Here is a 22,790-nt window from a genome sequence, read left to right on the forward strand (position 1 = left end):
GAGCGCCCCCTGGGCGGTACAGGTGGAGGCCGCACCCCATGATCCGGAAGGTACTCCATGCCCCTGCGTCCCGTCCTCGGCGCCGCCGCCGGCGCCGCCGCCCTCCTGTTCGCAGCCGTCGCCCCCGCGACCGCCGGCCCGACCGAGACCGTCACGGTCGACCGCACGGGCCGTATCGCCGCGGACGGCACCGTCACCGTCTCCGGCACCTACCGCTGCACCGCCACCGGCACGACTCCGGTCTTCATCGGCATCTCCATCAGCCAGGACCACTCCGGAGCACGGCACGGCATCGGAGGCAGCCGCGCCCAGTGCGACGGCGCCGAGCACCGCTGGGAGAACTCCGGCCAGGTCACCCAGGACCCCTTCGAGCCCGGCGCGGCCCGCGTCCAGGCAACCGTCCTGGACCTGCGCCCCGAGGAAGGCGTCCCGGTACCGCACTTCCACGCCGACCGGGAGCAGGACGTGACCCTGGTCCGGCCCTGACCGCACGCGTCAGGTGGCCACCATCGCAACACCAGGCCTGTCATGAGTGGTGCGTGGGTGAATGTTGCGGAGGCGAACCCGCCGGATTCGGTGTCCCCCACCCCTGCCCAGCCACTGTGACCTGCAGGAATGCCCAGGGCGCGGGCCGATGTGCGGCACGTCCGCGGCATCCGGCTCACTCGGCGGGCGGTAGCGTTCCGCCTAGGGGACACCCGACCGCGTCCGCGTCCTGTCCCCGCGGAAGGCCGAAGCACCGACAGCTCAGGGCAGACAGTGACCTGGACAACCGACGACAACGAGTGGGCCCCGCGTTCTTCGGGCGGCATCCGCACCATTCCCTCGCGGCCGTCGACGGTCCTCGCCCGGTCCGCGCTGCCCGCGGGCCTGTGGATGTCCGTGGTGGGCGTCCTGCTGTTCGGGACGGTCGGCGCGAGCGCCCCCAACTACAACACGCTCAGGACGGCGACGGGCTGGCTCCACCTGCCCCCCTTGCCCGGCGCCCTCTCCCTGACAGCCACTCTGGCGGCCATAGCGCTGTCCTGCCTCGGCACGCTCCTGACCCTCAAGGCGCACCGGGAGGGCTGGAGCCCCGACCCCCGGCGCCTCTTCCGCGTCGGCGCCCTCGCCACGGTCGTCCTGGCGGGCGTCACCCCGGTCGGCTCCTCCGACACGGCCAGCTACGCCGCCTACGGCCGCATCACCGCGCTCGGCGGCGATCCGTATCTGACGACCCCCGCCCAGCTGGGCGGCGGCTACGCCGATCTCGTGGGCGCCGCCTGGCGGGACACACCCTCGGTGTACGGGCCGGTCGCGACGTGGTGGCAGGCCGCCGCGGCGTACGTCGGCGGCGACCGGCCATGGCTGACCATCTCGGTCCTGATGTTCGCCAACGCGGCCGCGTTCCTGGCCACGGGCTGCCTGCTACTGCGCACCGCCGACGATCCCGTCCGGGCCGGGCTGCTGTGGATCGCCAATCCGCTCCTGATCGGCCTGATGGTCGTCGGCGGGCACCTGGACACCCTCGTCGCCTGCCTGGCCGTCTGTGCGGTCCGCCTCGCCACCCGGACCGCCGGTCGGCACCACGACGCGACGGTCGGCGTGCTCGTCGGCCTGGCCTGCGGCGTCAAGATCAGTGCCGCCCTGCTCGCCGTCGGACTGGCCTGGCCGCTGCTCCGCTCCGGCACCTGGCGGCGGGCCCTGCGGCAGCTGTCCGCCGCCGCACTGACACTGGCCGGCGTGTACAGCGTCTACGGCTCACACGCGCTGGCCCCGCTCTCCGCGGCCACACAGCAGATCTCCAGACCCTCGGTGTGGCAGGCGTTCGACGGGTTCGCCACCGCGTCGCTGGGACCCGGCGCCTCCTCGACCGTCATCCGTCTGCTGTGGCCCGTCCTGATGCTGGCGCTCGCCGCGGCACTGCGCCACCGGGTGCCGGCGGACACCCCCGCTGCCGCCGCCGTGACGTTCGCGCTCGCCTTCGCGTGGCTCCTCACGGCACCGTGGTCGATGCCCTGGTACGCCGCTTTCGCCTGGGCGCTCGCCGCCATGTTCCACCAGGGCCGCGCCACCGGGTACCTCGTGGTGGTCACCGCGGTCACGGCCCTGTTCCACAGCGGCGGAGGTCACGGCTGGAGCTGGTGACGGCCCCCGGCGTCCCATGATCACGCGTCGGCGGCCGCGTGGACGCGTCGCCCCTCCACGAAGGTCTGCAGTACGCGGGTGGCGGCGATCTCCTCGGGCGGCCCCGCGAACGGGTCGCGGTCGAGCACGACCAGGTCGGCCGACTTGCCGACCGCGATGCTGCCGGTGATGTGGTCGAGGTGGTTCACGTAGGCGCTGCCCGCGGTGTACGCGGCGACGGCGGCCCCCAGATCGAGGCGCTGCCCGAGGAGGAAGGCCGGTGTGCCCGCGGGCGCCTGCGGCGAGACCCGGTTGACGGCGACATGGATGGCCTGGAGCGGATCGGGGCTGCTGACCGGCCAGTCACTGCCCGCGGCCGTCGTCGCGCCGGCCCGCAGCAGATCGCCGAACGGATACTGCCTCCTCCCGCGTTCCGCGCCGAGGAAGGGCAGCGTCAGCTCGTCCATCTGCGGTTCGTGGGCGGCCCACAGCATCTGCAGGTTGGCGCCGGCGCCCAGGGCGCGGAACCGGGGCACGTCGTCCGGGTGCACGACCTGCAGGTGCGCCAGGTGGTGCCGGGTGTCGCGCCACCCGTTGGCGGTGCGGGCGGCCTCCACCGCGTCGAGCGCCTCCCGGACCGCCCGGTCGCCGAGGGCGTGGAAGTGCACCTGGAAGCCCAGCGCGTCGAGCTCGGTGACGTACTTCTTCAGCTCACCCGGCTCGACGAAGCTGATGCCGCTGTTGTCCGAGGCGCAGCCGCAGCCGGTGAGGTACGGGTCGAGCATGGCGGCGGTGTGGTTCTCCGCGATGCCGTCCTGCATGATCTTCACGGTCGTGGCGCGGAACCGTCCCCTGCTCAACTCCTCACGCCGGGCGCCCAGTTCGGGTATCTGCTCGGCGCCGCGCTCCCGGTCCCACCAAAGTGCGCCGACGACCCGCGCGGTGAGCAGGCCCCGGTCCAGCGCCGCGTGGTAGGCGGGGGCCGGGTCGGTCATGTTGGTGTAGGTGCCGACGATGGCGTCCTGCCAGGCGGTGACCCCGTGGGAGTGCAGCACGGCCTGGGCCCGCAGCAGGGCGGCGAGCTGCTCCTCGGGGGTGGGGTCGGGCACCAGCCTGCCGACGAGGTGGACCGCGCCCTCCTGGAGCATGCCGGTGGGGGTGCCGTCGGCGTCGCGTTCGATCCGGCCGTCGACGGGGTCGGGGGTACGGGCGTCGATGCCGGCCCGCTGGAGCGCCCGGCTGTTGACCCATGCTCCGTGGTGGTCCCGGTTGGGCAGGAAGACGGGCCGGTGCGGGACGACCGCGTCGAGGTCGGCGGCCGTGGGGGAGCCCCCGGGGAACGCCTCCATGGACCAGCCGCCGCCGGTGATCCACTCGGCGTCCGGGTGCTCGTCGGCGTACGCCCTGATCCTGCGCAGGTACTCGGTCGGGTCGACGGTGTCGCCCAGGTGGCACAGGCCGAGCTCGAGGCCCGCGCCCTGCGGGTGCACATGGGCGTCCTGGAAGCCGGGCAGCAGCAGCTTCCCGGCGAGGTCGACCACCTCGGTGCCCGGTCCGATCAGCTCGTGCACCTCGTCGTGGCCGACGGCGGTGATCCGCCCGCCGCGCACGGCCACGGCGGTGGCGCGGCTGCGGGCGGCATCGACGGTGTGCGCGGGACCGCCGGTGAGGACGAGGTCGGCGGGGCCTGCGGCCTGGGGATGCGACATGTGCGGTGAACTCCGTGGTGGGGTCGGGGGAGGTCAGACCGCGGTGCGGTCCATGGGCAGGGTCAGGGCCTCGGCGTCGGTGCCGCGCCCGGTGGTGAAGTACGGGGAGCGGCGGACGTACTTGGCGACGGCGGCCATGCCGAGTCCGGCCAGGACGATGAAGGCGGGCAGCGAGAACATGAACCAGCCGTTGCCGGGGCTCAGCGCGAAGTGGTCGCTCATGGTCAGGTACGAGTAGCCGAGGTAGCAGCCGAGACCCAGCAGGATCAGCCCGGACACGGCGGGCACGCCGACGGCGAGCAGCGCCTCGCGCGGTCCCTCGTGGCGGGCGGAGCGGAAGCGGACGGCGCAGGCGAGCGCGGTGAGGCCGTAGTAGAGGGCCACGACCAGGCCGATGGCGTTGACGGCGGCCAGCAGCATCTCGCTCAGCTTGGGAAGGGCGACGGCGAGCAGGGCGATCACCGCGGCGATGGCCATCACGACGACCGTGCCGGCGGCGGGCGTTCCGTACCGCGGGTGGATACGGGTCCACAGCGGTCCCATGGTGCGGTCGCGGCCCATGGCGAGCAGTCCGCGAGCGGTGGGGATGAGGGTGGCCTGCACGGAGGCCACGGCCGAGAACATCAGCGCGACCAGGGGCAGGGTGTCCCACGGCTCGGCGGCCAGTTTCTCACCGAGGTAGGGGAGGGCTTGCGGGCCGTTGCGGACGAGTTCGGCCAGGCTCATCTCCCGCTGGAAGGCGACCGAGGCGAACAGGAACAGGCCGAGCATGGCGAAGAGGGCGATCAGGCCTCCCCGGGCGGCGTCACCCGGGCTCTTCGTCTCCTCGTTGACGCTGAAGGCCGCGTCCCACCCCCAGAAGAAGAAGACGGCGAGGACCATGCCCTGGGCGAAGGTCTTGCCGCTGGAGATCTCGAAGGGGTCGAACCAGGAGAAGGAGAACGTGTGGTGCCCCGTGACCATGGCCCAGCCGCAGAAGCCCAGCAGCACCGCGTACTCGAAGGCCAGCAGGGAGAACTGGAACCGGGTGGCGGCCCGCATCCCGGTGACGGCCAGGGCGGCGAGGGCGACGAGGATCACCAGCCCGACCCCCGTGGTGACACCGGTGGACGTCGGATCGAGGGCGACGCCGGCGAGGCTGTGCAGCCCGGCCTTGTTGGCGAACGCCAGCACGACCGACCCCATGATCGCGCTGGTGTAGGCGCAGAAGATGATCGAGCCGACGAGGGTGACCCAGCCGGTCAGGAAGCCGGGCCAGGGCCCGAGGGACTTGCCGACCCACACGTAGCCGTTGCCGCAGTTGGGCTCGGAGCGGTTGAGACGGGCGTAGGCGGTGGCGATGCCCAGCACCGGCAGGAACGCCAGCAGCAACAGCGCCGGGGCCTGCAGACCCACGATGGAGGCGATGGTGCCCATGCCGATGGCGATGCTGGTGGTGGCGGCGGTGCTGGAGGCGGCGAGGGCGATGCCGTCGACGACGCCGAGCGAACGCTTCAGGGCGGGGCCGGGTGCGGAGGCCGGTGGGGAGGCCTGGGACGGTATGGACGACATGGAGGGCTCCTCGGAGGAAGGGTGACGGGAAGAGCCGCGCGGTGAGGCGATGGAACAGCCGGTGCGCCCATTGCGTCAATCCTGTTGACATAAGGCTTTCGGCGGCCGTTCACTGCGGGGACCAGGTGGCCGTCAGGCGCCCCGACGGAGAGGAGCCCGGCATGCCGACCCGTGTCCCTCAGGAGCGCAGACGACGGCGGCCCACCCGCTCCGGGGTCCTGCTGTCGGAGGACCTGATCGTCGACACCGCGCTGCGGCTGATCGGCGAGCACGGCCCCGAGGCACTGAGCGTACGCCGCCTCGGCGCGGCCCTGGGCTGCGACCCCAGCGCCCTCTACCGCTACTTTCACGGCACCGACGACCTGGTGCTCGCCATCGCCGACCGGATCATCGGCGACGCGATGAAGGGGTTCGTACCCGGCGACGACTGGGTGGCCTCCCTGCGCGAGATGGCCCTGCGGGTCCGCGCCGGATACCTCGCCCATCCCCGGGCGGCCGCCATGGCGGCGCACCGGGTGACCCGCCGCAGCAGCGAGATCCAGGCCGTGGACACGGGCATCGGCCTGCTGATGTCCGCGGGCTTCGAACCCGCCCGAGCGGCCCGGCTCTACCTGGCCTTCATCGACACCGTGCTCAGCCACGCGGCCGCGGAGGCGGCGTTCCAGGCCCTTCCCCGGCAGCAGCGCGAGGCCGACCACCGGGCGTGGCGGGTCGTCTACCAGGACCTCGACCCCGCCTCCTACCCGGCCCTGACCGCCGCGCGCAGCGAGCTCCCCGCGATGGCGGACAGCTCCTTCGAGGAGGCGGTGGACCTCCTGCTGGAGGCGTTGGCGGCGCGGGCTGCGGGTGCCGGGCCGCCGGCCGCCGGGTAGGGCGATCACCCGGCCGCCGGCGTGGAGAGCACCGCCCGGACGGTCTTGCCGCCGGGTGGGTGGGGGACGCAGTCCCAGTGGTCGGCGAGGGCGGCGACGAGCGCCAGGCCGCGCCCGCCGAGGGGGAGCGCGTCGGGAGCGGCGGCGCCCGTCGCGATCCGCGGGGGGAGGTCCCCGCGGGCGTCGGTGACCTCCACGCGGAGACGGCCCACCGACGGGTCGAAGGCGAGCGTGAGCCGGAAGCAGCGACCCGGCACGCGGCCGTGGACGACGGCGTTGGCGGCGAGCTCCGCGACCACGGCCTCGGTGCGCTCCGTGAGGTCCCGGGGCACGCTCCAGGAGCCCAGCTCGGTCACGGCGAGCAGCCGGGCGAGCCGGGCGCCGCGCCGCGTGGCGGACAGCAGCTGCGTGAAGGTGCGGGGCGGCGCGTTGAGCTGCGCGGACGCTTGGTTCATGGCGTCAGCGTGGCGGTTGGGGGAGGGGCGGGGCGAGGGCGGCGCCTCGTACGCGGAGTGAGCGTACGGGCACTGTGAGTGGACAGTGCGCAGGGCGTTGCGACACGCTGAGCGGCGCACCAGGGGGCCGTGAGGACGAGTCGTCACGGTCCGGTACGGAGGGAAAGGGCGGCGGATGGACATCGTCGAAGGGGACGCGGTCGGGGCCGAGCACGGAACCGGAAGCGTCGACGCGCGGTCGGCTCCGGCGGGGGACTGGGAGCGGGAACCTCACCCGTCCGACAGTCTGCGCACGTTCGGCGTGGTCGTCCAGGCGTTACGAGAACACGCGGGACTCAGCCGGGTCGACCTCAGTGCCCGGGTCCAGTACTCCAAACACACCGTGGAGTCCGTGGAGTTGGGCCGCCGGGTGCCGGACCAGGCGTTCGTCGAGCGAGCCGAGGAAGCCCTCGGCAACACCGGCGCGCTGCGCAAGGCCGCCCGGCACCTCAGTCGGGGCGAGGCGGGCCTCGCGGCCTGGTTTCGGCGCTGGGCCCGGCTGGAGCGGGAGGCGGTGATTCTGTGCACGTACGAATGCCGGTTGGTGCCGGGGCTGTTGCAGTCGAAGCCGTACGCACGGGCGGTGTTCGAGGGCACGATCCCGCTGCGCACCGACGAGGAGTTGGAGGCACAGCTCACCGCGCGCATGGAACGGCAGGCGATGATGCGGGAGCGCCCCACCGTGCCGTTCAGCTTCATCGTCGAGGAGCACGTGTTCCGGCGGCGGTTCGGCGATGCCGAGGCCATGCGTGAGCTGCTGGACCATGTGCTGGAGCGGAGCGCTCCGCGCAACGTGACGCTTCAGGTGGTGCCGCTGGATGCGGGGTTGCACGCGTGTCTGGACGGGCCGGTGCGCATCTTGGAGACTCCGGCGGGGCAGCGGCTCGCGTACTCCGAGGGACAGCAGAACGGGCGACTGATCTCGGACCGGAAAGAGGTGAGCCTGCTCTGCCAGCGCTATGAAACACTGCGCTCGCAGGCCCTGAGCCCTACGGAATCCCGGGCCCTGCTGGAGCGACTGCGAGGAGAGCTATGAGCAGCGGTACGAGGGAACTCGCCTGGTTCAAGTCGAGCTACAGCGGCAGCCAGGGCGACGACTGCGTGGAGGTCGCGATCGCCGAACAGGCCGTCCACGTAAGGGACTCCAAGGACGTGACCCGCCCGGCCTTCGCGGTGGGCCGGGAGGGCTGGGGACGGTTCGTGCGGTTCGCGTCGGAACACTGAGTGGTGGCGTGCCGGTACGCAGCCGGCACGCCCAGGCGGTGGCCACCCATTGACTGCCTGGCACCGGCTGTTCGCGCTTTGATGGAGTCCATGAGCATCGATGAGCACGAGCGGCTGATGCGCACCAACCAGGAGAACTGGGACGCGCGCACCCCGGTGCACGTGGCCAGCCGGTTCTACGGCATCGAAGAGGACCTCGACCCCGCCCGCTGGTTCGCCCCCTTCGAATGGGACGACCTCGGGGACCTCGACGGACGCGACGTACTGCACCTCCAGTGCCACCTCGGCACCGAGACGATCGCCTTCGCCCAACGAGGAGCGCGGGCCACGGGGCTCGACTTCTCCCCGGCGTCCGTGGCGGCGGCCCGCGCCGTCGCGGAGCAGGCGGGACTCGACGTGACGTACGTACAGGCCAATGTCTACGACGCTGTCGAAACTCTCGGTGAGCAGCGCTTCGACGTCGTCTACACCGGCAAGGGAGCCCTGTGCTATCTCCCAGACCTCCCCCGGTGGGCGCGGACCGTCAGCCGCCTGCTGCGTCCCGGCGGCCGGCTGTACGTCGTCGAGTTCCATCCGCTCCTCAACGCCCTCGGCCTGAAACCCGCCCCGGGTGAGGGCCCCGAGCTACTGCTGCGCCATGACTATCTCGGCGGCCGTGGACCCGTTCACCGCGATGCGACGTACACGTACACCGACGGACCCGCGGTCGAGGGCGTGCGGGACAGTTACGAATGGATGCACGGCGTCGACGAGGCCGTCAACGCGGTGACAGAGGCGGGGATGACCATCCGGCGCCTGCGGGAGCACGACGAGTTGCCGTGGCCGCGCTGGCCGCAGATGGTCCGTACACCGTCCGGCTGGTGGCGGCTGCCCGAGCCCCGGATCCCACTGCTGTACAGCCTGTTGGCGATCCGCTGACGAGTTCGTCAGCCCGTGATGACGGCGTCGCGGTGGATCCACTCGCGGCTGTGGGGCGCCTTGTACAGGAAGTCGGCGACGTCCGCGCGGCTGATCGACGGGTTGCCCTTCATTCGTCCGGCGCCGAGTGCGTGCAGAGCTTCGCGCAGATGGACAACGGCACCATCCATCTGCGCAACCTGCCCGGAACAATGCCCAGCTTCAACGAGGTGTGCGGACGCTCGTCGATCTCGGGAGTACAGAACTCGGGCTCCTGGCGGCCTTCTCCGCCGGCTTCGCGAAGAAGATGCGCCTGATGGACAAGGACGCCTACTGGCTGGGCACCGCGATCTCGGGCGATTGCGTCCCACAGACCGGAAGCTTCATCAAGTGCACCATGACAGCGAATTAGTCTGACGAGAGAAAAGAAGACCGCGGCGGCCTCGCGGAGGGCGAAGAGGTCGATGATCACTTGTGGGCGGAGCCGAGGTGCCAGACCACGGCCCTGTCCAGCTTCACCGAGCCGTTCTCGGCGAAGACCCGCACGCCCTGGCTGGCGGGGGAGGGGAAGATCTGATCGGTGATCACGGCCTCGCCACTGCCGCCGAAGACCTCGACGGACGACCAGTCGACGAGGATCCGAAGACTCACCTTGCCGTCCTTCGCCTTCAGCGGTGCGGTCTGGACGCCGGGAAAGGTGCTGTTGAAGTCGACCGCGCCGGAGTGGCCGCGGTCGACGTACAGCTCCTGTGTCGTGGTGTCGTAGCCGATGACGGTCTCCTCGCCGTTCGCGCCCGTGCGCACCTTCAGGCCGAAGCGTTCGGCGTCCTTGAGAGAGAAGGTCGCCTCGATGTCGAGGGCCTTGCCCTCGGCCGCTGCGCCGATCAGGGGCTTGGAGGTGTCCTTGACGGTGGTGCCGACCGCGGACGCAGAGGGTCCCTGCCGCAGGGACGTCACGCTGTTCACGGGCCGGCTGGTCAGCCGGATGCGGCCGTCGACGGTGCGCAGGGCCATCTCCCGAGGGATGCTCTGCGCGCCGCGCCAGGGTGAGGTGGGGATGGCGCCGCTGTAGTCCCAGTTGTTCATCCAGCCGATCATGTACCGCTTGCCGCCCGGCGCGTTCTCCCAGGAAACGGCCGCGTAGTAGTCCTTGCCGTAGTCGGCCCAGCCGGCGCGCTGGACGACGGACTTCGCGGGAGCGTCGGCCTCGGTGAATCGGTCGGCGACGATGTGGCCCCAGCCGCTGGTGTTCATGTCGACGATCTGGATCTGCGCCTTCTTGCCGGCGTAGGGGCGCATGTCGAAGGAGGCCCAGTCGAGGGTCTCGCTGTTGGCGCCGGTGGCGCTGCGGACGACCTTGCCGTCGACGATCAGGTTGACGGACGTCTCCTGGGAGACAGGATGGGCCTGGGCGTCCGAGAGCATGATGTGGTCGACGTTGAGGTGGCCCCAGCCGCCGGTGTTGTCGTCGACGATCTTGATCTGGGCTTTCTTGCCGACGAGGTCCTTGACGTCCCAGGAGGCCCAGTCGAGTGCCTCGCGGTCCTGTCCGGTGGTGCTGCGGACCACCTGCCCGTCGACGAGGAGTTCGACGGCGGTCGGGTTGCCGGAGCCGACGGGGTGGTTGCCGCCGCCGACCAGGAAGTTGACGTAGTCCTTGTCTATGGTGAACTCGGGTGAGGTGAGGGCGCCGGTGGTGGAGTCGCCGTTCCGGTAGCTGTTGACCAGGCCGCTTCCGAGGAAGCCGGAGACTTCCTGCTGGTCGGGAAGGGTGCCGGTGGCCGGTGCGGTACCGAAGGCGTCCCCGGTGGCCGTCCAACCACCGTAGGTGCCGCCCTCGAAGTCGGCGAGGACCGTACCCGGGGGTGGCGGGCCCTGCTCCATGACGGTTCCGTCCACGTGCGGGTACCGACCACCGCCGACCTTGAAGTTCAGGTACTTGCTGTCGACGGTGAAGGAGGGCGAGGTCAGGGCGCCGGTGGTGCCGTCACCCGAGTGGAAGCTGTTGGCGAGGCCCTTGCCGTCGTATCCGGAGACGGCCCCCTGTCCGTCCAACGTCCCGGCTGCCGGCGCCGTGCCGAAGGCGGTGCCGGTGGTCGTCCACGACCCGAAGTCCGTGCTCTCGAAGTCCTGCACCACCGTACCGGTGGGCGGCGTGTAGGCGCCCTCGTCCTCGGCGGTGAACTTCTTGCCGTCGTAGTCGCCGACGAAGTACTGGGCGGCCGAACCGCCCGCGATGCCACCGGGGTTGATGTTGACGATCAGGACCCACTTGGTCTTCTTCGGATCCCCGTCGACCGCGAGAGGGAACAGGTCGGGGCACTCCCACACGCCGCCCGTCGCGCCGGCCGGCCCGAACTCGCTCTGCAGCTCCCAGTCCTTGAGGTTCTTCGACGAGTAGAACCGCACCTTGTGCTCGGCGGACAGCGACACCGTCATGAGCCAGCTCTTCGTCGGCTCGTACCACTGGACCTTGGGGTCGCGGAAGTCCTTGGAACCGATGTCGATGACGGTATTGCCCTGGTACTTGGTCCAGGTACGGCCGCGGTCGGTGCTGTAGGCGATCGACTGTGCCTGGACGCCTGTGCTCTTGTTGTGACTGGTGTAGATCGCGACCATGGGCGGGTTCGTCTTCGTGCCGAACCCGGTGGTGTTGTCCCAGTCGACGACCGCGCTGCCGGAGAACACCATCTCGTTGTCGTCGTACGACAGGGCGAGCGGCAACTGCTTCCAGTGCACAAGGTCCGTGCTCACCGCGTGGCCCCAGGACATGTCACCCCAGGAGTTGCCGTTGGGGTTGTACTGGTAGAAGAGGTGATACTCGCCCTCGTAGTACACGAGGCCGTTGGGGTCGTTCATCCAGTTCCTCTCCGGGGTGAAGTGGAACTGGGGCCGGTAGGTCTCGGAGTACGGCGGGATGTCGGCGGCGAGGTCCTGAGGGGTGAGCGGAGTGGCGGACAGGGCGCAGACGGTCGCCACCGTCGCCATCATCCGCACGCAGGCATCCCGGGACACATGTCCAGAGCTCATGGTGCCTCCTGGCTCCACTGGGCCGAGCCTGGAACTCGGCCCGGACCGACCGGAAGTGACGCCCTGTTCGGCGTCCAGGCAGCCGACCAGGAGTGTCATCGTTGACTGGTGTCAACGATGACATCGAGTGGCCCGATGATGCGCGGGATCCCGCCACGCGTCAACGGTTCAGGCGGAATCGGCCGGCGCGGCCCGCCCGGCCCGGCCGAACCGAATCAAACGATCACGTGCGGAAAGCGGAAGGCACCTGGCTGGTGGTCGTGCTTCGCCGCACGACCACCACCGGGCCCTGATCGTCGGCAGTCGAACCAGTTCCACGCCGTCCCGTGATTGCCGTGTCGGGAAGTTGCCTGCCTGTCAGCTCCCCGGAACCGGAAGTTCATCGATGTCGGCGAGAGGTGGGGGAGTGCCTCGCGAGAAGGGGGGTAGCCGCGCATTCGATCGTTTCCGGTTCTGTTCCATTCGATCCCCCTCTTCGGGAAGGACGACGCATGCGCAGAGCGCGAAGAGTGCTGCTCCGGCTGGCCACGGGTTTAGTGGCCATCGCGGCGCTGGGCGGTGTGGCGACACCGGCTTCCGCCGACACACCGGCCTCGTCCCAGACGCGAACGCGGCAGTACAGCGCGGACGACGACTACACCGCCGTCTGGTCCCGCGCGGACGCGTTGAAGCTCCGGCAGGACAAGACCAACACCGCCCCCCGTGTGTCGCCCGACTTTCCGGTGATCAGCGACAAGGTGTGGCAGTGGGACACCTGGCCGCTGACCAAGCTCGACACGAAGACCGCCACCTACAAGGGCTGGCACGTCATCTTCGCGCTGACGGCCCCGCGCTCGGTCCCCTTCGGTGACCGGCACTGGTACGCGAAGATCGGCTACTACTACTCGCGTGACGCCAAGAGCTGGAAGTACGGCGGCGACCTGTTCCAGCCCGGCACCGCGTTCGGCTCACGTCAGTGGGCCGGCTCGGCGGCGCTCGTCGGCGACAAGGTGTACTCCTTCTACACTGCCTCCGGGCGCGACAACGGTGGGGTCGACCCCAACGATCCCCTGCAGCGCCTGGCGATGGCGAGCGGTCGGATCCACGCGGACAAGACCCGTGTGTGGTTCGACGGGTTCCACGACCACCGCATCATCGCCGAGGCCGACGGCAAGCTGTACCAGACCATGCAACAGTCCCAGGCGGGCCCGATCATCTACGCCTTCCGCGACCCGTTCGTCTTCCGGGACCCACGGGACCGCAAGATCCACATCTTGTTCGAGGGCAACACGGCCGGTGTCGCCGGCAGCTACCAGTGCACCAAGCGCGACATAGGTGACGTCCCGGCCGGTCACGAGGTGCCGGAGAACGCGAAGTACTACACCGGCAACATCGGGCTGGCCACGGCTGACAGCGACAGCATGGGCAAGTGGCGGCTGCAGCCCCCGCTGCTGTCGGCCAACTGTGTGAACCAGCAGACCGAACGGCCACACCTGGTCATCCGCCACGGCAAGTACTACCTGTTCACCATCAGCCACAAGTTCACGTTCGCGCCGGGACTGAGCGGCTGGGACGGCCTCTACGGGTTCGTCGGTCCGTCCCTGCGCAGCGACTACAAGCCGCTCAATGGCAGCGCACTGGTCCTGGGCAACCCTGAGGACGCCCCGACGCAGCAGTACTCGCACTACGTGATGCCCAACGGGCTGGTGGAGAGCTTCATCGACACGGTCCCGACCGCCGACGGCGGGACCCGTTTCGGCGGCACCCTGGCCCGCACGCTCGTGCTGTCCCTGAAAGGAAACAGGACCTACCTCACCAAGCAGTTGGACTACGGCTTCATCCCGTAACCAATCCGCAGTCGCGCAACCCTCGTGGCGGGCCACGTCCATCGTGGCCCGCCACGGCCGTTCGAAGCACCGATTCCGACGGCTTTCAGATGTCCCGGAAGATCTCGATCCGCGCTCCGGTCGGGCCAACGGGTCGGGCCCTGGACCAGGACGCGGTGCGATTCGAGCAACCGGAGCCGTCCGCCGAGGCGGTTGAGGTCGGTCAGGTAGATCGCGCGGTTGTCGTAGACCCAGTCGTGGATCAGTGTCTTGCCCTGGGCGGACGCCGCGATCGCCGTGAAGAACGGGACGTTGTCGATGTTCAGGCCGGGGAACGGCATGGGGCGGATCTTGTCGTTCGGCGCCTCCAGCTTGGAGGGCCGGACTCAGGCCGACCGCAGAGGCGGGGCCTGCCTCGTGATCGCGGCGGCGGGCAGCAGGTTGTCCGGTTCGGCGCCGGGGTCGGCGGTGACGACGACGCCGGCCGTCTGAGCGTCGAACCCGTTCGGCCAGATCGTGAGGTCGCTCGCCAGCGCACCTTCCAGTTCGGCCTCCCGCAGGTCCGCGCCGCTGAGGTCGCAGCCCCGTAGGTCGGCCATTCTCAGGTCCGCACCGGCGAACACGGCGCGGTGGGCACGCACCTTGCGCAGGTTGGCTTCTCGCAGGTCCGCCCGCGAGAAGTCCGCCTCCCACAGGTCGGCCTTGACCAGGCGCGCGCCGCGCAGATCGGCCTCGACACAGCGAACCCGGTGGAGAATCGAGGTTCCCAGCTCGGCGTGCCGCAGGTTGGCCGCTATCAGTGAAGCCTTGCTCAAGTTGACCTGGTAGATGCTCGCCGCCTCCAGGGACGTGCCGTCGAAGTTGACTCCCTGCAGCCAGAGCCCGTCGCAGTCGGCTCTTCTCAGGTCGGTCAGGCTGACGTTGAGCCACTCCGGGCGTGGCTCCCGACGCAGGACCCCGAGGCAGGTCAGTGCGGTCTGAGCGTCCGCGGCGCGGGTCTCCAACGGCAGCACCGAGTTGATCGACGCGTCGGCCGGCGGCACTCCGGGTTCTCGCGGCGGCCAGGGCAGGTGCGTCCGAAGGTACGCCGCCATGATGGATACGACCGCCTCGTGATCGCGGGCGGAATGGTCGGCGATCCGCCACAAGGCGTAAACGCCTCCGATCCGCACGTCCAGCTTGTCGCTCCCGAGCTGGTCCACGGCCCGGCTGAAGCGATCGGTGATGTTCCCCTCGCGGGTCGCGTGCAACCCGTCCTGGCTGACCCGCAACTGCCGCCACGTGGCGTAGGCACCGAACAGCACCACCGTGCCGCCCACCGCCTGCAGAAGCGTGGTGCGCACGTTGTTCACCGCGTTCAGCCGGTCCGCTGCGGCAAGGTGGCCGCCGGCGAGATCGTGATCGACCACCAGGCCCGGAAGAACCAGGAGCACAACGCCCAGTACGGCAAGCGCGGCCAGTGCGACCGACGCGGTGACAACGGTCCGGGCCAGACGCGAGCGGTCACGAGCAGATCCCCCCATGGGCATCGGATCTTAGGGCAGGGCTGGTAGCAACCGGCAACTGCCGGGAACTCAGGGCCACTTCGCTCCGACTACTGCAACACATGCCTCTCAGCCCGGTGAGCGCAGAAGCCCCTCAGCCGGGTGAGTACAGCCCGTACGCCCGCACACAAGGAGCCCGTATGTCGATGAACCGGCCGGTCGCCACCGCCCTGGCCGCAACCCTCTGCCTGCTCACGGCGGCCTGCGGTGCCTCCGCGTCCGACGACAAGGCGAGCGACAGCACGGCCGGGGCCGCGGCCTCGAAGACCGGCTACCCGGTGACCCTGGACAACTGCGGACAGAAGCAGACCTTCGAGAAGGCCCCCAGCCGGGTCGTCGTCATGAACGGCGCCTCCGTCGCCGAGGTCTCCACCCTCCTCGCCCTCGGCCTGGGAGACAGGATCGTCGCCAACCAGCAGGGCTACGGCAGGTCCGAGGTGCCCGGCCGGGCCGCCGCCATCAAGAAGCTGCCCACCGGGGACGTCAAGCTCAACGAGGCCTACGACATCCCGCGCGAGGCGATGCTCGGCCTGCGCCCCGATCTGGTCCTGTCCGTCACCACCTACGGCTTCGACGAGAAGAACGGCTTCGCCACCCGCGACCAACTCAAGGAGGTCGGCGCCAACAGCTACGTCTCCCCGCAGGGCTGCGACGACGACCCCTCCGAGATGACCGTCGCCGACAGCTACCGGCTGCTGCGCGACATGGGAAAGATCTTCCACGTCGGTGACAAGGCCGAGGAGTTGATCGCCGCCTCCCAAAAGCACATCGCGGCGGTCTCCGAGAAGGTCAAGGGCGGGAAGAAGCCCGCGGTCATGGTGCTCTTCTCCAACATGTCCATGGGCGGCAACGACTTCAGCTCCGTCGTCGCCAACGGCATCGTCAACGACATCCTCACCAAGGCCGGTGGCACCAACGCCTTCTCGAACACCACCAAGGGCACCTTCGCCGACCTGAGCAAGGAGAAGGTGGCCGCCACCGACGTCGACGCCGTCGTCGTCATCGCCTACAACGACCCGAACCCGGCGGCTTACGCCAGGAAACTGCTGAAGGAGTTCCCCCAGTGGCCGGCCGCCAGGAAGAACGCGTACGTGACGCTGTCGGACTCGATGTACCTCGGCCCGAGCAACGACCTGGCCGTGGAGAGGATCGCCAAGCTGCTGCACCCGGCCGCCTTCTGAGCCGGCTCAGGACCCCCCTGGCGTTCACGCTGCTGCCGGTCGCGCTGGCCGCCACCATGATCGTGGCGATCAGCATCGGCGCCGTCAGCGTCCCGGTCGGTGACGTGTGGGGGATCGTCCTGCATCACGTCACCGGCGCGGGAGCGGCTCCGGCCGACCCCGCCCGCGACCAGATCGTCTGGAACTTCCGCACCCCGCGGGTGGTCCTGGCGGCCCTGGTCGGCGCGGGCCTGGCGGTGTCCGGCGCGGTGCTCCAGACAGTGGTGTCCAACCCGCTCGCCGACCCCATCGTCCTCGGCTTCTCCTACGGCGCCACGCTCGGCGCGGTTTTCGTCATCACCCTGGGCGGCGGCGCGGCACTCGCCGGGCTAGGGGTGTCGGCGGCGGCCTTCCTCGGGGCGGTCGTCGCCGGGGCGCTCGTGTTCGCGCTCGGTCAGCGGCGCGGACGGCTGGCCCCGACCCGGCTGGTCCTGGCGGGCGTCGCCGTCGGCTATGTCTTCCTCTCGGCCACCAGCTACGTGCAACTCCAGGCGACCCCGACCGAGTTGCGGACGGTGATGTTCTGGATGCTGGGCAGCGTCGCGGGCGCCCAGTGGGACCAGCTCCCCACGGTCACCGTGGTCGTGCTCGTCACGACCACACTCCTCTCCCTGTTCGGCAGGCGCCTCAACGTACTGCTGGCCGGCGACGAGTCCGCCACCGCCCTCGGCGTCGACGTCAACCGGCTACGGGCCGTCCTCCTGGTCCTCAGCGCGCTGCTGACCGGCACCGTCATCGCCGTCGCCGGCAGCATCGGCTTCGTCGGCCTGATGATCCCGCACCTGGTACGTCTGACCACCGGCGCCGACCACCGCCGCCTGCTGCCCCTGACCGCTCTGCTGGGCGCCGTCTACCTGGTCCTCGTCGACCTGCTCTCCCGCACCCTGAACCGCCCCAACGAACTGCCGCTGGGCATCCTCACCGCGCTCCTCGGCGCCCCGTTCTTCCTGTGGCTGCTGCGCCGTAACAAGGGGATGGACTGACCGCATGGAACTGACCGTCGACCAGATCCACATCACCCTGGACCGGACCGCGATCCTGCGCGACGTGAGCCTGCAGGCCCGCAAGGGCGACATCGTCGGCCTCGTCGGCCCGAACGGCAGCGGCAAGTCCACCCTGCTGCGCGCGGTCTACCGCTCGCTGCGCCCGGCGGACGGGGCCGTCAGGGTCGGCGAGGACGACGTGTGGGCGCTGTCCCCCCGTGCCGCGGCCCGTCGTACCGCCGCCGTCCTCCAAGACGCGGGTGGCAACACCACCGGGCTGACCGTCACCGAGATCGTCGCCCTGGGCCGCGCCCCCCACCACGGCCTGCTGGGCCGCGACGGAGCCGAGGACCACCGGGCGGTGACGGACGCCGTCGACCGCTGCGGCGTACGGCCCCTCGCGGACCGCGACTACGCCTCCCTGTCCGGCGGCGAACGCCAACGCGTCCTGCTGGCCAGGGCGTTGGCCCAGCACCCGCAACTCCTCGTTCTGGACGAACTCACCAACCACCTGGACATCCGGGCCCGGTTCGAGCTCCTCGCCCTCATCCGCGCCACCGGCGTCACCACCCTCGCCGTCCTGCACGACCTCGACCTAGCCGCCCGCCTCTGCGACCACCTGGTCGTCCTGCACGAGGGAACCGTGGTGGCGGCGGGACCGGTCCTGGAGGTACTGACCCCACAGATCCTCGCCGACGTCTTCGGCGTCCGCGCGCACACCGAACGGCATGCCGATGGCGTGGTCCGGATCACGTACGCGGCCCGGCCGCTCGCGGACGAAGACGCCCCGGACGACGGCAGCCGATCCCTTGAGACCCTCAGCGAAGGAGACGACAACTGATGTCGCTACGTGTTCAGATCCTCATGTACGACGGGGTGGAGGAGCAGGATGCCATCGGACCGCGTGACGTGTTCGGCCACGCTGTACAGGCGGGCGGTCAGGTGGAGACGACCCTGGTGCGACCGTCGGCTCCCGGCGAGGTGACATGCTTCTTCGGCACCAGGATCGTGGTGCCGAACGCCTGGGAACCCACCGATGCCGATGTGCTCATTGTGCCGGGCGGCGGCGATCGGCTGATCAAGGATCCAGAGGTCCATCGGGACCTCGTACGGGCACAGGAGGCGGGAGTCACCGTCGCCGGCGTCTGCACCGGGGTCCTGGTGCTGTCCGCAGCGGGCCTGACCAACGGCCGCCCGTGCACGACACACCACCTGGCCAAGGCCGACCTGGCCGCCCAGGGAGGCAGGGTGATCGACGCACGAGTCGTCGACGACGGCAATCTGGTGACCGCGGGCGGTGTCACCAGCGGAATCGATCTGGCGCTCTGGCTCCTCACCCGCGAGTGCGGGGCATCCGTCGCCCTCGGCGTCGAGTCCATCATGGAACACGAACAGCGCGGCGCCGTCTGGCGAACCTCCTGACCACCGTCGGCGATACGGGTGCCGGGCAAGCCATGGCTTCGGCCCTGGGCCGCGCCCGCGAGGTACGCGGCCCGATTGGGGCCGCTGGATGAGCTGGCGAAGAAGCCCTTCTCCCGTGCGGTGCCCGGTCTCGCAGGCTCTTCGGCGGCTCGGCGCGAGGAGAAGCCTGGGCGAGGACGAATTCGAGGCCGTGGGACTCGACCGCCACCGAAGACCCAGATGAGCCGCCGCACCCCCCCCTGGCTCACATCAGGCGGTTCAGGCAGGGTGCGGCGGCATTCGCCTGTCAGATGTCCCGGAAGATCTCGATCTGCGCCCCGATCGAGTTCAGCCGCTCGGCGAGGTCCTCGTAACCGCGGTTGATGACGTACACATTGCGCAGCACCGACGTGCCCTCCGCCGCCATCATCGCCAGCAGGACGACCACGGCGGGCCGCAGGGCGGGCGGGCACATCATCTCGGCGGCGCGCCAGCGGGTCGGGCCCTCGACCAGGACGCGGTGCGGGTCGAGCAACTGGAGCCGTCCGCCGAGGCGGTTGAGGTCGGTCAGGTAGATCGCGCGGTTGTCGTAGACCCAGTCGTGGATCAGTGTCTTGCCCTGGGCGGACGCCGCGATCGCCGCGAAGAACGGGACGTTGTCGATGTTCAGGCCGGGGAACGGCATGGGGTGGATCTTGTCGATCGGCGCCTCCAGCTTGGAGGGCCGGACGGTGAGGTCCACCAGCCGGGTGCGGCCGTTGTCGGCGACGTACTCCGGGCTGCGGTCGTGGTCGAGGCCCATCTCCTCCAGGACGGCCAGCTCGATCTCCAGGAACTCGATCGGCACCCGACGCACCGTCAGTTCCGACTCGGTGACCACGGCGGCGGCCACCAGGCTCATCGCCTCGACCGGGTCCTCCGAGGGGGAGTAGTCCACGTCGACGTCGATGTCCGGCACGCCGTGCACGGTGAGCGTGGTGGTGCCGATGCCCTCGACCTTGACGCCCAGGGCCTCCAGGAAGAAGCAGAGGTCCTGGACCATGTAGTTGGAGGAGGCGTTGCGGATGACCGTGACGCCGTCGTGCCGGGCGGCGGCCAGCAGCGCGTTCTCGGTGACGGTGTCGCCGCGTTCGGTCAGCACGATCGGCCGGTCCGGCCGGACCGAGCGGTCGACCTGCGCGTGGTACTGGCCCTCGGTCGCCGCGATGTCCAGCCCGAACCGGCGCAGCGCGATCATGTGCGGCTCGATCGTCCGCGTGCCCAGGTCGCAGCCGCCGGCGTACGGCAGCTTGAAGCGGTCCATGCGGTGCAGCAGGGGACCGAAGAACATGATGATGGACCGTGTGCGGACCGCCGCCTCGGCGTCGATCGCCGCGATGTCCAGCTCGGCCGGCGGGACCAGCTCCAGGTCGACGCCGTCGTTGATCCAGCGGCTGCGCACACCGATGGAGTTGAGTACCTCCAGAAGGCGGTACACCTCCTCGATGCGTGCCACCCTGCGCAGCACCGTGCGCCCCTTGTTGAGCAGCGAGGCGCACAGCAGTGCCACGCAGGCGTTCTTGCTGGTCTTGACGTCGATGGCGCCGGAGAGCCGGCGCCCGCCGACCACGCGCAGATGCATCGGGCCCGCGTAGCCCAGCGACACGATCTCGCTGTCCAGGGCTTCACCGATTCGGGCGATCATCTCAAGGCTGATGTTCTGGTTGCCGCGCTCGATGCGATTGACGGCGCTCTGGCTGGTGCCGAGCGCCTCCGCGAGCTGTGCCTGCGTCCAGCCTCGGTGGTGCCGCGCGTCACGGATGAGCTTGCCGATGCGTACGAGGTAGTCGTCTGCCATGGGGTTGAGGTTATCTCAGATATGAGATGGCGCCTCTTGGGGGGTCCGTTCGGGTGACGTCCCGTCAATCACCCCTGGTCGAGCGGGTGTGGCGCCACCCGAAAGGTCCCGGCAAATCCATGGATGTCGTATTACGTCCGGTACTGCTGTGGGTGTGGCGCGGACCGTGCTTGTCGCCGGTCGTGATGGACCAGGAGTGCCGGTTGATGTTCAGCCGCACGCCGGGCAGGATCCGGAAACTCTTGCGGAACGTGAGCGGCATGTCTGCCTCCTCGATGGTCGCCGGTCTGAGTGCCGCTCAACCCGGATACCCCGTCCTGGCGTACCGATGGGCGAAGAAGACGGCCTCGTCGAAGGCGACCGTCGTCACCGGGTCCGATGCGCCCGCCGGTACGGCCGGTGCGACGGCGTAACGGTGCTGCCCCGTGTCACCCTCCGCGGTCCGCACCTCGAGCACGCCCGGCGCCGGACAGCACCACCGGAACCACGTGACCTCGTCCCCGGCGGCACTGCTCACGGTCCCGGCTCCCTGCCCGTCTCCATGGAACTCCAGCTCGGACACCTCCATGGCGCCGGCGTCGAAGGGGTGGCTGCTCCAGCTGCCGATCAGTGCGGGATCGAGATTCATGCCCGGATCCTCGTTCATGCCCGGGTCCTCGCGCGCCTGGGGCGCGAACAGGGTCCTCCGTCACATGGGGAACGAGAACAGCCGTACCGGCCCTGAGGGCCGGCGGGCGCCGTCGTGCAGGGGCGTCACCATGGTTCGGAGCGGCGTGGTCACCAGGCGGCCTTCGGGTTGTTCGACGAGTACGTCATCGTCGAGCGAGTGCCAGCCGAGACGCTGGTGGAGCGGCACGAGGGCAGGCCGACAGAACAGGAGTGCGTGCTCAGGACCCATCGTGCGGGCCTGCTCCAGGGCGGCGGTGACGACGAGCCGAGCCAGGCCCTGTGAGCCGTTGACGGATCAGTGGACACACGGAGATGCCGGCTCGGGCAGGGGGCGGCTCGGTCGTAGGACACGATCGAGTGCCGCCCGGCCTGCAGGGCCCCAGTGCGGCTTGCCGCCGGGAAGGCCCCGATCGCCGTTCTGCCCCATGAGCATCAGGAAGAGGCTCTTCATGACGGCCAGCCCGCGGGCGCGCCGGATCGCCGCCTCGTCCGCATGCGCGTACACGTCGAAGAAACGTGAGGCCGTGCCCGCGGGCAGCAGCACCCATGCGGCGGCGAGGTCCCAGGCCGGGTCACCGGCGCACAGGGCACCGAAGTCGACGATGCCCGAGAGCGTTCCGTCCGAGACGACGACGTTCGCGGGATGTAGGTCACCGTGCACCCATACCGGCGGGCCCTCCCACTCGGGGGCCGCAACGGCATCGTCCCAGACGGCCCGGACCTCGTCGGCGATGTCGCCGGGGACAACGGCGTCGAAGAAGTGGTCGAAGCCCTTCGTGCACTTCTTGGGGTGAGCGCCGAAGTCCGAACTGATCGGCGCCTCGGCGGGCGCCTCCACGTGGAGGGCCCGGAGGAAGCCCGCGAGCGTGTCGGCCGCGTGGTCGCCGCGGCTGATCGAGCCGTGGTCCAGCGGCTCCCCGGAAACCCACGTCATCACGGTCCAGTACTTGGGGAAGCGCTCGGACGGTTCACCGAACCGCACCGGAGTCGGCACCGGGAGCGGAAGGCGCGGTGCCAGCACGGGTAGCCACCGCCGCTCCTTGAGCTGGAGTTCCGGGGTGGGGTCCATGCGCTGCATGCGCACGGCCAACTCGTCCCCGAGACGCCACATCTGGTTGCCCCAGCCGCCCGCCACCTCGCGGATCGCCAGCCCCGCAAGGTCTGGATGTTGCTCCTCCAACAGGTCGCGGACCAGGTCTGCGGTGATCTCGATCTCGGAGTCGGTCATGCGAAGCCACAGTACTGGGGGTAGGCGGAGCGGCTCTCGCTCGCGTCGAAGAGGCCGGGATCGAAGTCGCCGGGAACGGGATTCCCCGTGGCCTCCCCGGACGGTCACTCGACCTTCACTGCGAGAGATCGGCAGGGCCGGGCATGACCGCCCCACGCCCCATGTACTAGAGTTATCTCGACATCGAGATATCTGCCGAAGGTGCACCGCAGCCGCCAGC

Annotated in this window: 22 protein-coding genes and 2 pseudogenes; 12 read left to right on the forward strand and 12 right to left on the reverse strand. The window is 70.0% G+C overall.

The genetic code is table 11. The annotated features are described in order from the left end of the window. Positions 1 to 57: 57 nt before the first annotated feature. Both ACFYZQ_RS20140 and ACFYZQ_RS20145 read left to right on the forward strand, forming a co-directional pair. The gene (locus ACFYZQ_RS20140) at positions 58 to 486 is read left to right on the forward strand and encodes a DUF6299 family protein (RefSeq protein WP_389149237.1); all 429 of its coding nucleotides are present in this window, start codon (positions 58 to 60) and stop codon (positions 484 to 486) included. Between the two features lie 273 nt (positions 487 to 759). Next, positions 760 to 2,127 carry a hypothetical protein gene (locus tag ACFYZQ_RS20145; protein ID WP_389149240.1) on the forward strand — a complete coding sequence of 456 codons (1,368 nt, stop codon included), beginning with the start codon at positions 760 to 762 and terminating at the stop codon, positions 2,125 to 2,127. A gap of 20 nt (positions 2,128 to 2,147) precedes the next feature. Here ACFYZQ_RS20145 and ACFYZQ_RS20150 read toward each other — a convergent pair whose 3' ends face one another. Together ACFYZQ_RS20150 and ACFYZQ_RS20155 are read right to left on the reverse strand one after the other, a co-directional pair. After that, positions 2,148 to 3,815, reverse strand: a complete 1,668-nt coding sequence (locus tag ACFYZQ_RS20150; RefSeq protein ID WP_389149243.1) for an amidohydrolase — start codon at positions 3,813 to 3,815, stop codon at positions 2,148 to 2,150. A gap of 33 nt (positions 3,816 to 3,848) precedes the next feature. Continuing rightward, the gene (locus tag ACFYZQ_RS20155) at positions 3,849 to 5,366 is read right to left on the reverse strand and encodes an APC family permease (RefSeq protein WP_389149246.1); all 1,518 of its coding nucleotides are present in this window, start codon (positions 5,364 to 5,366) and stop codon (positions 3,849 to 3,851) included. Between the two features lie 161 nt (positions 5,367 to 5,527). On the opposite strand from ACFYZQ_RS20155, the gene ACFYZQ_RS20160 reads away from it, so the two are divergent. Continuing rightward, a complete protein-coding gene (locus ACFYZQ_RS20160; protein ID WP_389149249.1) occupies positions 5,528 to 6,238 on the forward strand; it encodes a TetR/AcrR family transcriptional regulator in 711 nt (236 codons plus the stop codon). A 5-nt stretch (positions 6,239 to 6,243) separates the two neighbouring features. On the opposite strand, the gene ACFYZQ_RS20165 is transcribed toward ACFYZQ_RS20160, so the two are convergent. Next, positions 6,244 to 6,693 (reverse strand): ATP-binding protein, encoded by a 450-nt coding sequence (locus ACFYZQ_RS20165; RefSeq protein WP_389149252.1) that lies wholly within the window; start codon positions 6,691 to 6,693, stop codon positions 6,244 to 6,246. 175 nt (positions 6,694 to 6,868) lie between these two features. Between ACFYZQ_RS20165 and ACFYZQ_RS20170 the strand changes: the two genes are divergently transcribed. From ACFYZQ_RS20170 to ACFYZQ_RS20180, 3 genes are all read left to right on the forward strand, one after another. After that, the gene (locus ACFYZQ_RS20170) at positions 6,869 to 7,768 is read left to right on the forward strand and encodes a Scr1 family TA system antitoxin-like transcriptional regulator (protein ID WP_389149255.1); all 900 of its coding nucleotides are present in this window, start codon (positions 6,869 to 6,871) and stop codon (positions 7,766 to 7,768) included. After that, positions 7,765 to 7,956, forward strand: a complete 192-nt coding sequence (locus ACFYZQ_RS20175) for a DUF397 domain-containing protein (RefSeq protein WP_389149258.1) — start codon at positions 7,765 to 7,767, stop codon at positions 7,954 to 7,956. The genes ACFYZQ_RS20170 and ACFYZQ_RS20175 overlap by 4 nt, the downstream gene beginning before the upstream one ends. Positions 7,957 to 8,046: 90 nt before the next feature. Next, complete coding sequence (locus tag ACFYZQ_RS20180) at positions 8,047 to 8,874, forward strand: class I SAM-dependent methyltransferase (protein ID WP_389149260.1); 828 nt, start codon at positions 8,047 to 8,049, stop codon at positions 8,872 to 8,874. An 8-nt stretch (positions 8,875 to 8,882) separates the two neighbouring features. On the opposite strand, the gene ACFYZQ_RS20185 is transcribed toward ACFYZQ_RS20180, so the two are convergent. Further along, complete coding sequence (locus tag ACFYZQ_RS20185) at positions 8,883 to 9,044, reverse strand: hypothetical protein (RefSeq protein ID WP_389149263.1); 162 nt, start codon at positions 9,042 to 9,044, stop codon at positions 8,883 to 8,885. Positions 9,045 to 9,085: 41 nt separating this feature from the next. Here ACFYZQ_RS20185 and ACFYZQ_RS20190 point away from each other — a divergent pair, with 41 nt between their 5' ends. Then, positions 9,086 to 9,265 carry a hypothetical protein gene (locus ACFYZQ_RS20190; RefSeq protein ID WP_389149266.1) on the forward strand — a complete coding sequence of 60 codons (180 nt, stop codon included), beginning with the start codon at positions 9,086 to 9,088 and terminating at the stop codon, positions 9,263 to 9,265. 56 nt (positions 9,266 to 9,321) lie between these two features. On the opposite strand, the gene ACFYZQ_RS20195 is transcribed toward ACFYZQ_RS20190, so the two are convergent. Continuing rightward, on the reverse strand, positions 9,322 to 11,883 hold the full coding sequence (locus tag ACFYZQ_RS20195) for a GH32 C-terminal domain-containing protein (RefSeq protein WP_389149269.1): 2,562 nt from the start codon (positions 11,881 to 11,883) through the stop codon (positions 9,322 to 9,324). 491 nt (positions 11,884 to 12,374) lie between these two features. On the opposite strand from ACFYZQ_RS20195, the gene ACFYZQ_RS20200 reads away from it, so the two are divergent. Continuing rightward, entirely contained in the window at positions 12,375 to 13,709 is a 1,335-nt protein-coding gene (locus ACFYZQ_RS20200) for a glycoside hydrolase family 68 protein (RefSeq protein WP_389149272.1), read from the forward strand. A gap of 83 nt (positions 13,710 to 13,792) precedes the next feature. Here the strand turns inward: ACFYZQ_RS20200 and ACFYZQ_RS20205 are convergent. Continuing rightward, positions 13,793 to 14,074 (reverse strand): annotated as a pseudogene (locus tag ACFYZQ_RS20205) (UDP-N-acetylglucosamine 1-carboxyvinyltransferase); the annotation flags it as partial. Next, positions 14,075 to 15,211 (reverse strand): pentapeptide repeat-containing protein, encoded by a 1,137-nt coding sequence (locus tag ACFYZQ_RS20210; protein ID WP_389149274.1) that lies wholly within the window; start codon positions 15,209 to 15,211, stop codon positions 14,075 to 14,077. It abuts the pseudogene before it with no gap. Between the two features lie 161 nt (positions 15,212 to 15,372). On the opposite strand from ACFYZQ_RS20210, the gene ACFYZQ_RS20215 reads away from it, so the two are divergent. From ACFYZQ_RS20215 to ACFYZQ_RS20230, 4 genes are read left to right on the forward strand one after another with little or no spacing between them, the layout of a single operon-like run. After that, entirely contained in the window at positions 15,373 to 16,413 is a 1,041-nt protein-coding gene (locus ACFYZQ_RS20215) for an ABC transporter substrate-binding protein (protein WP_389149277.1), read from the forward strand. A 56-nt stretch (positions 16,414 to 16,469) separates the two neighbouring features. Next, complete coding sequence (locus tag ACFYZQ_RS20220; protein ID WP_389149280.1) at positions 16,470 to 17,435, forward strand: FecCD family ABC transporter permease; 966 nt, start codon at positions 16,470 to 16,472, stop codon at positions 17,433 to 17,435. A gap of 4 nt (positions 17,436 to 17,439) precedes the next feature. Then, entirely contained in the window at positions 17,440 to 18,276 is an 837-nt protein-coding gene (locus ACFYZQ_RS20225) for an ABC transporter ATP-binding protein (RefSeq protein WP_389149284.1), read from the forward strand. Further along, complete coding sequence (locus ACFYZQ_RS20230; RefSeq protein ID WP_389149287.1) at positions 18,276 to 18,857, forward strand: DJ-1/PfpI family protein; 582 nt, start codon at positions 18,276 to 18,278, stop codon at positions 18,855 to 18,857. Before ACFYZQ_RS20225 ends, ACFYZQ_RS20230 begins: the two co-directional genes overlap by 1 nt. A gap of 286 nt (positions 18,858 to 19,143) precedes the next feature. Here ACFYZQ_RS20230 and ACFYZQ_RS20235 read toward each other — a convergent pair whose 3' ends face one another. From ACFYZQ_RS20235 to ACFYZQ_RS20255, 5 genes and pseudogenes are all read right to left on the reverse strand, one after another. Next, positions 19,144 to 20,673 carry a helix-turn-helix domain-containing protein gene (locus ACFYZQ_RS20235; protein WP_389149290.1) on the reverse strand — a complete coding sequence of 510 codons (1,530 nt, stop codon included), beginning with the start codon at positions 20,671 to 20,673 and terminating at the stop codon, positions 19,144 to 19,146. A gap of 64 nt (positions 20,674 to 20,737) precedes the next feature. Beyond that, on the reverse strand, positions 20,738 to 20,935 hold the full coding sequence (locus ACFYZQ_RS20240) for a DUF4236 domain-containing protein (protein ID WP_389149293.1): 198 nt from the start codon (positions 20,933 to 20,935) through the stop codon (positions 20,738 to 20,740). Positions 20,936 to 20,971: 36 nt separating this feature from the next. Continuing rightward, positions 20,972 to 21,319 (reverse strand): hypothetical protein, encoded by a 348-nt coding sequence (locus tag ACFYZQ_RS20245; RefSeq protein WP_389149296.1) that lies wholly within the window; start codon positions 21,317 to 21,319, stop codon positions 20,972 to 20,974. A 42-nt stretch (positions 21,320 to 21,361) separates the two neighbouring features. Further along, positions 21,362 to 21,622 (reverse strand): annotated as a pseudogene (locus tag ACFYZQ_RS20250) (GNAT family N-acetyltransferase); the annotation flags it as partial. Positions 21,623 to 21,637: 15 nt separating this feature from the next. Continuing rightward, on the reverse strand, positions 21,638 to 22,570 hold the full coding sequence (locus tag ACFYZQ_RS20255; RefSeq protein WP_389149299.1) for an aminoglycoside phosphotransferase family protein: 933 nt from the start codon (positions 22,568 to 22,570) through the stop codon (positions 21,638 to 21,640). Between the last annotated feature and the right edge of the window lie 220 nt (positions 22,571 to 22,790).

Source organism: Streptomyces sp. NPDC001843 (genome assembly GCF_042891955.1).
GTDB lineage: Bacteria > Actinomycetota > Actinomycetes > Streptomycetales > Streptomycetaceae > Streptomyces.

Coding starts and splice junctions, on each gene's coding strand:
- ACFYZQ_RS20140 (WP_389149237.1), top strand. CDS start 58: ATGCCCCTGCGTCCCGTCCTCGGCGCCGCCGCCGGCGCCGCCGCCCTC.
- ACFYZQ_RS20195 (WP_389149269.1), bottom strand. CDS start 11,883: ATGAGCTCTGGACATGTGTCCCGGGATGCCTGCGTGCGGATGATGGCG.
- ACFYZQ_RS20170 (WP_389149255.1), top strand. CDS start 6,869: ATGGACATCGTCGAAGGGGACGCGGTCGGGGCCGAGCACGGAACCGGA.
- ACFYZQ_RS20185 (WP_389149263.1), bottom strand. CDS start 9,044: ATGGATGGTGCCGTTGTCCATCTGCGCGAAGCTCTGCACGCACTCGGC.
- ACFYZQ_RS20175 (WP_389149258.1), top strand. CDS start 7,765: ATGAGCAGCGGTACGAGGGAACTCGCCTGGTTCAAGTCGAGCTACAGC.
- ACFYZQ_RS20215 (WP_389149277.1), top strand. CDS start 15,373: ATGTCGATGAACCGGCCGGTCGCCACCGCCCTGGCCGCAACCCTCTGC.
- ACFYZQ_RS20180 (WP_389149260.1), top strand. CDS start 8,047: ATGAGCATCGATGAGCACGAGCGGCTGATGCGCACCAACCAGGAGAAC.
- ACFYZQ_RS20225 (WP_389149284.1), top strand. CDS start 17,440: ATGGAACTGACCGTCGACCAGATCCACATCACCCTGGACCGGACCGCG.
- ACFYZQ_RS20220 (WP_389149280.1), top strand. CDS start 16,470: ATGATCGTGGCGATCAGCATCGGCGCCGTCAGCGTCCCGGTCGGTGAC.
- ACFYZQ_RS20235 (WP_389149290.1), bottom strand. CDS start 20,673: ATGGCAGACGACTACCTCGTACGCATCGGCAAGCTCATCCGTGACGCG.
- ACFYZQ_RS20150 (WP_389149243.1), bottom strand. CDS start 3,815: ATGTCGCATCCCCAGGCCGCAGGCCCCGCCGACCTCGTCCTCACCGGC.
- ACFYZQ_RS20200 (WP_389149272.1), top strand. CDS start 12,375: ATGCGCAGAGCGCGAAGAGTGCTGCTCCGGCTGGCCACGGGTTTAGTG.
- ACFYZQ_RS20245 (WP_389149296.1), bottom strand. CDS start 21,319: ATGAACGAGGATCCGGGCATGAATCTCGATCCCGCACTGATCGGCAGC.
- ACFYZQ_RS20165 (WP_389149252.1), bottom strand. CDS start 6,693: ATGAACCAAGCGTCCGCGCAGCTCAACGCGCCGCCCCGCACCTTCACG.
- ACFYZQ_RS20210 (WP_389149274.1), bottom strand. CDS start 15,211: ATGGGGGGATCTGCTCGTGACCGCTCGCGTCTGGCCCGGACCGTTGTC.
- ACFYZQ_RS20255 (WP_389149299.1), bottom strand. CDS start 22,570: ATGACCGACTCCGAGATCGAGATCACCGCAGACCTGGTCCGCGACCTG.
- ACFYZQ_RS20240 (WP_389149293.1), bottom strand. CDS start 20,935: ATGCCGCTCACGTTCCGCAAGAGTTTCCGGATCCTGCCCGGCGTGCGG.
- ACFYZQ_RS20230 (WP_389149287.1), top strand. CDS start 18,276: ATGTCGCTACGTGTTCAGATCCTCATGTACGACGGGGTGGAGGAGCAG.
- ACFYZQ_RS20160 (WP_389149249.1), top strand. CDS start 5,528: ATGCCGACCCGTGTCCCTCAGGAGCGCAGACGACGGCGGCCCACCCGC.
- ACFYZQ_RS20155 (WP_389149246.1), bottom strand. CDS start 5,366: ATGTCGTCCATACCGTCCCAGGCCTCCCCACCGGCCTCCGCACCCGGC.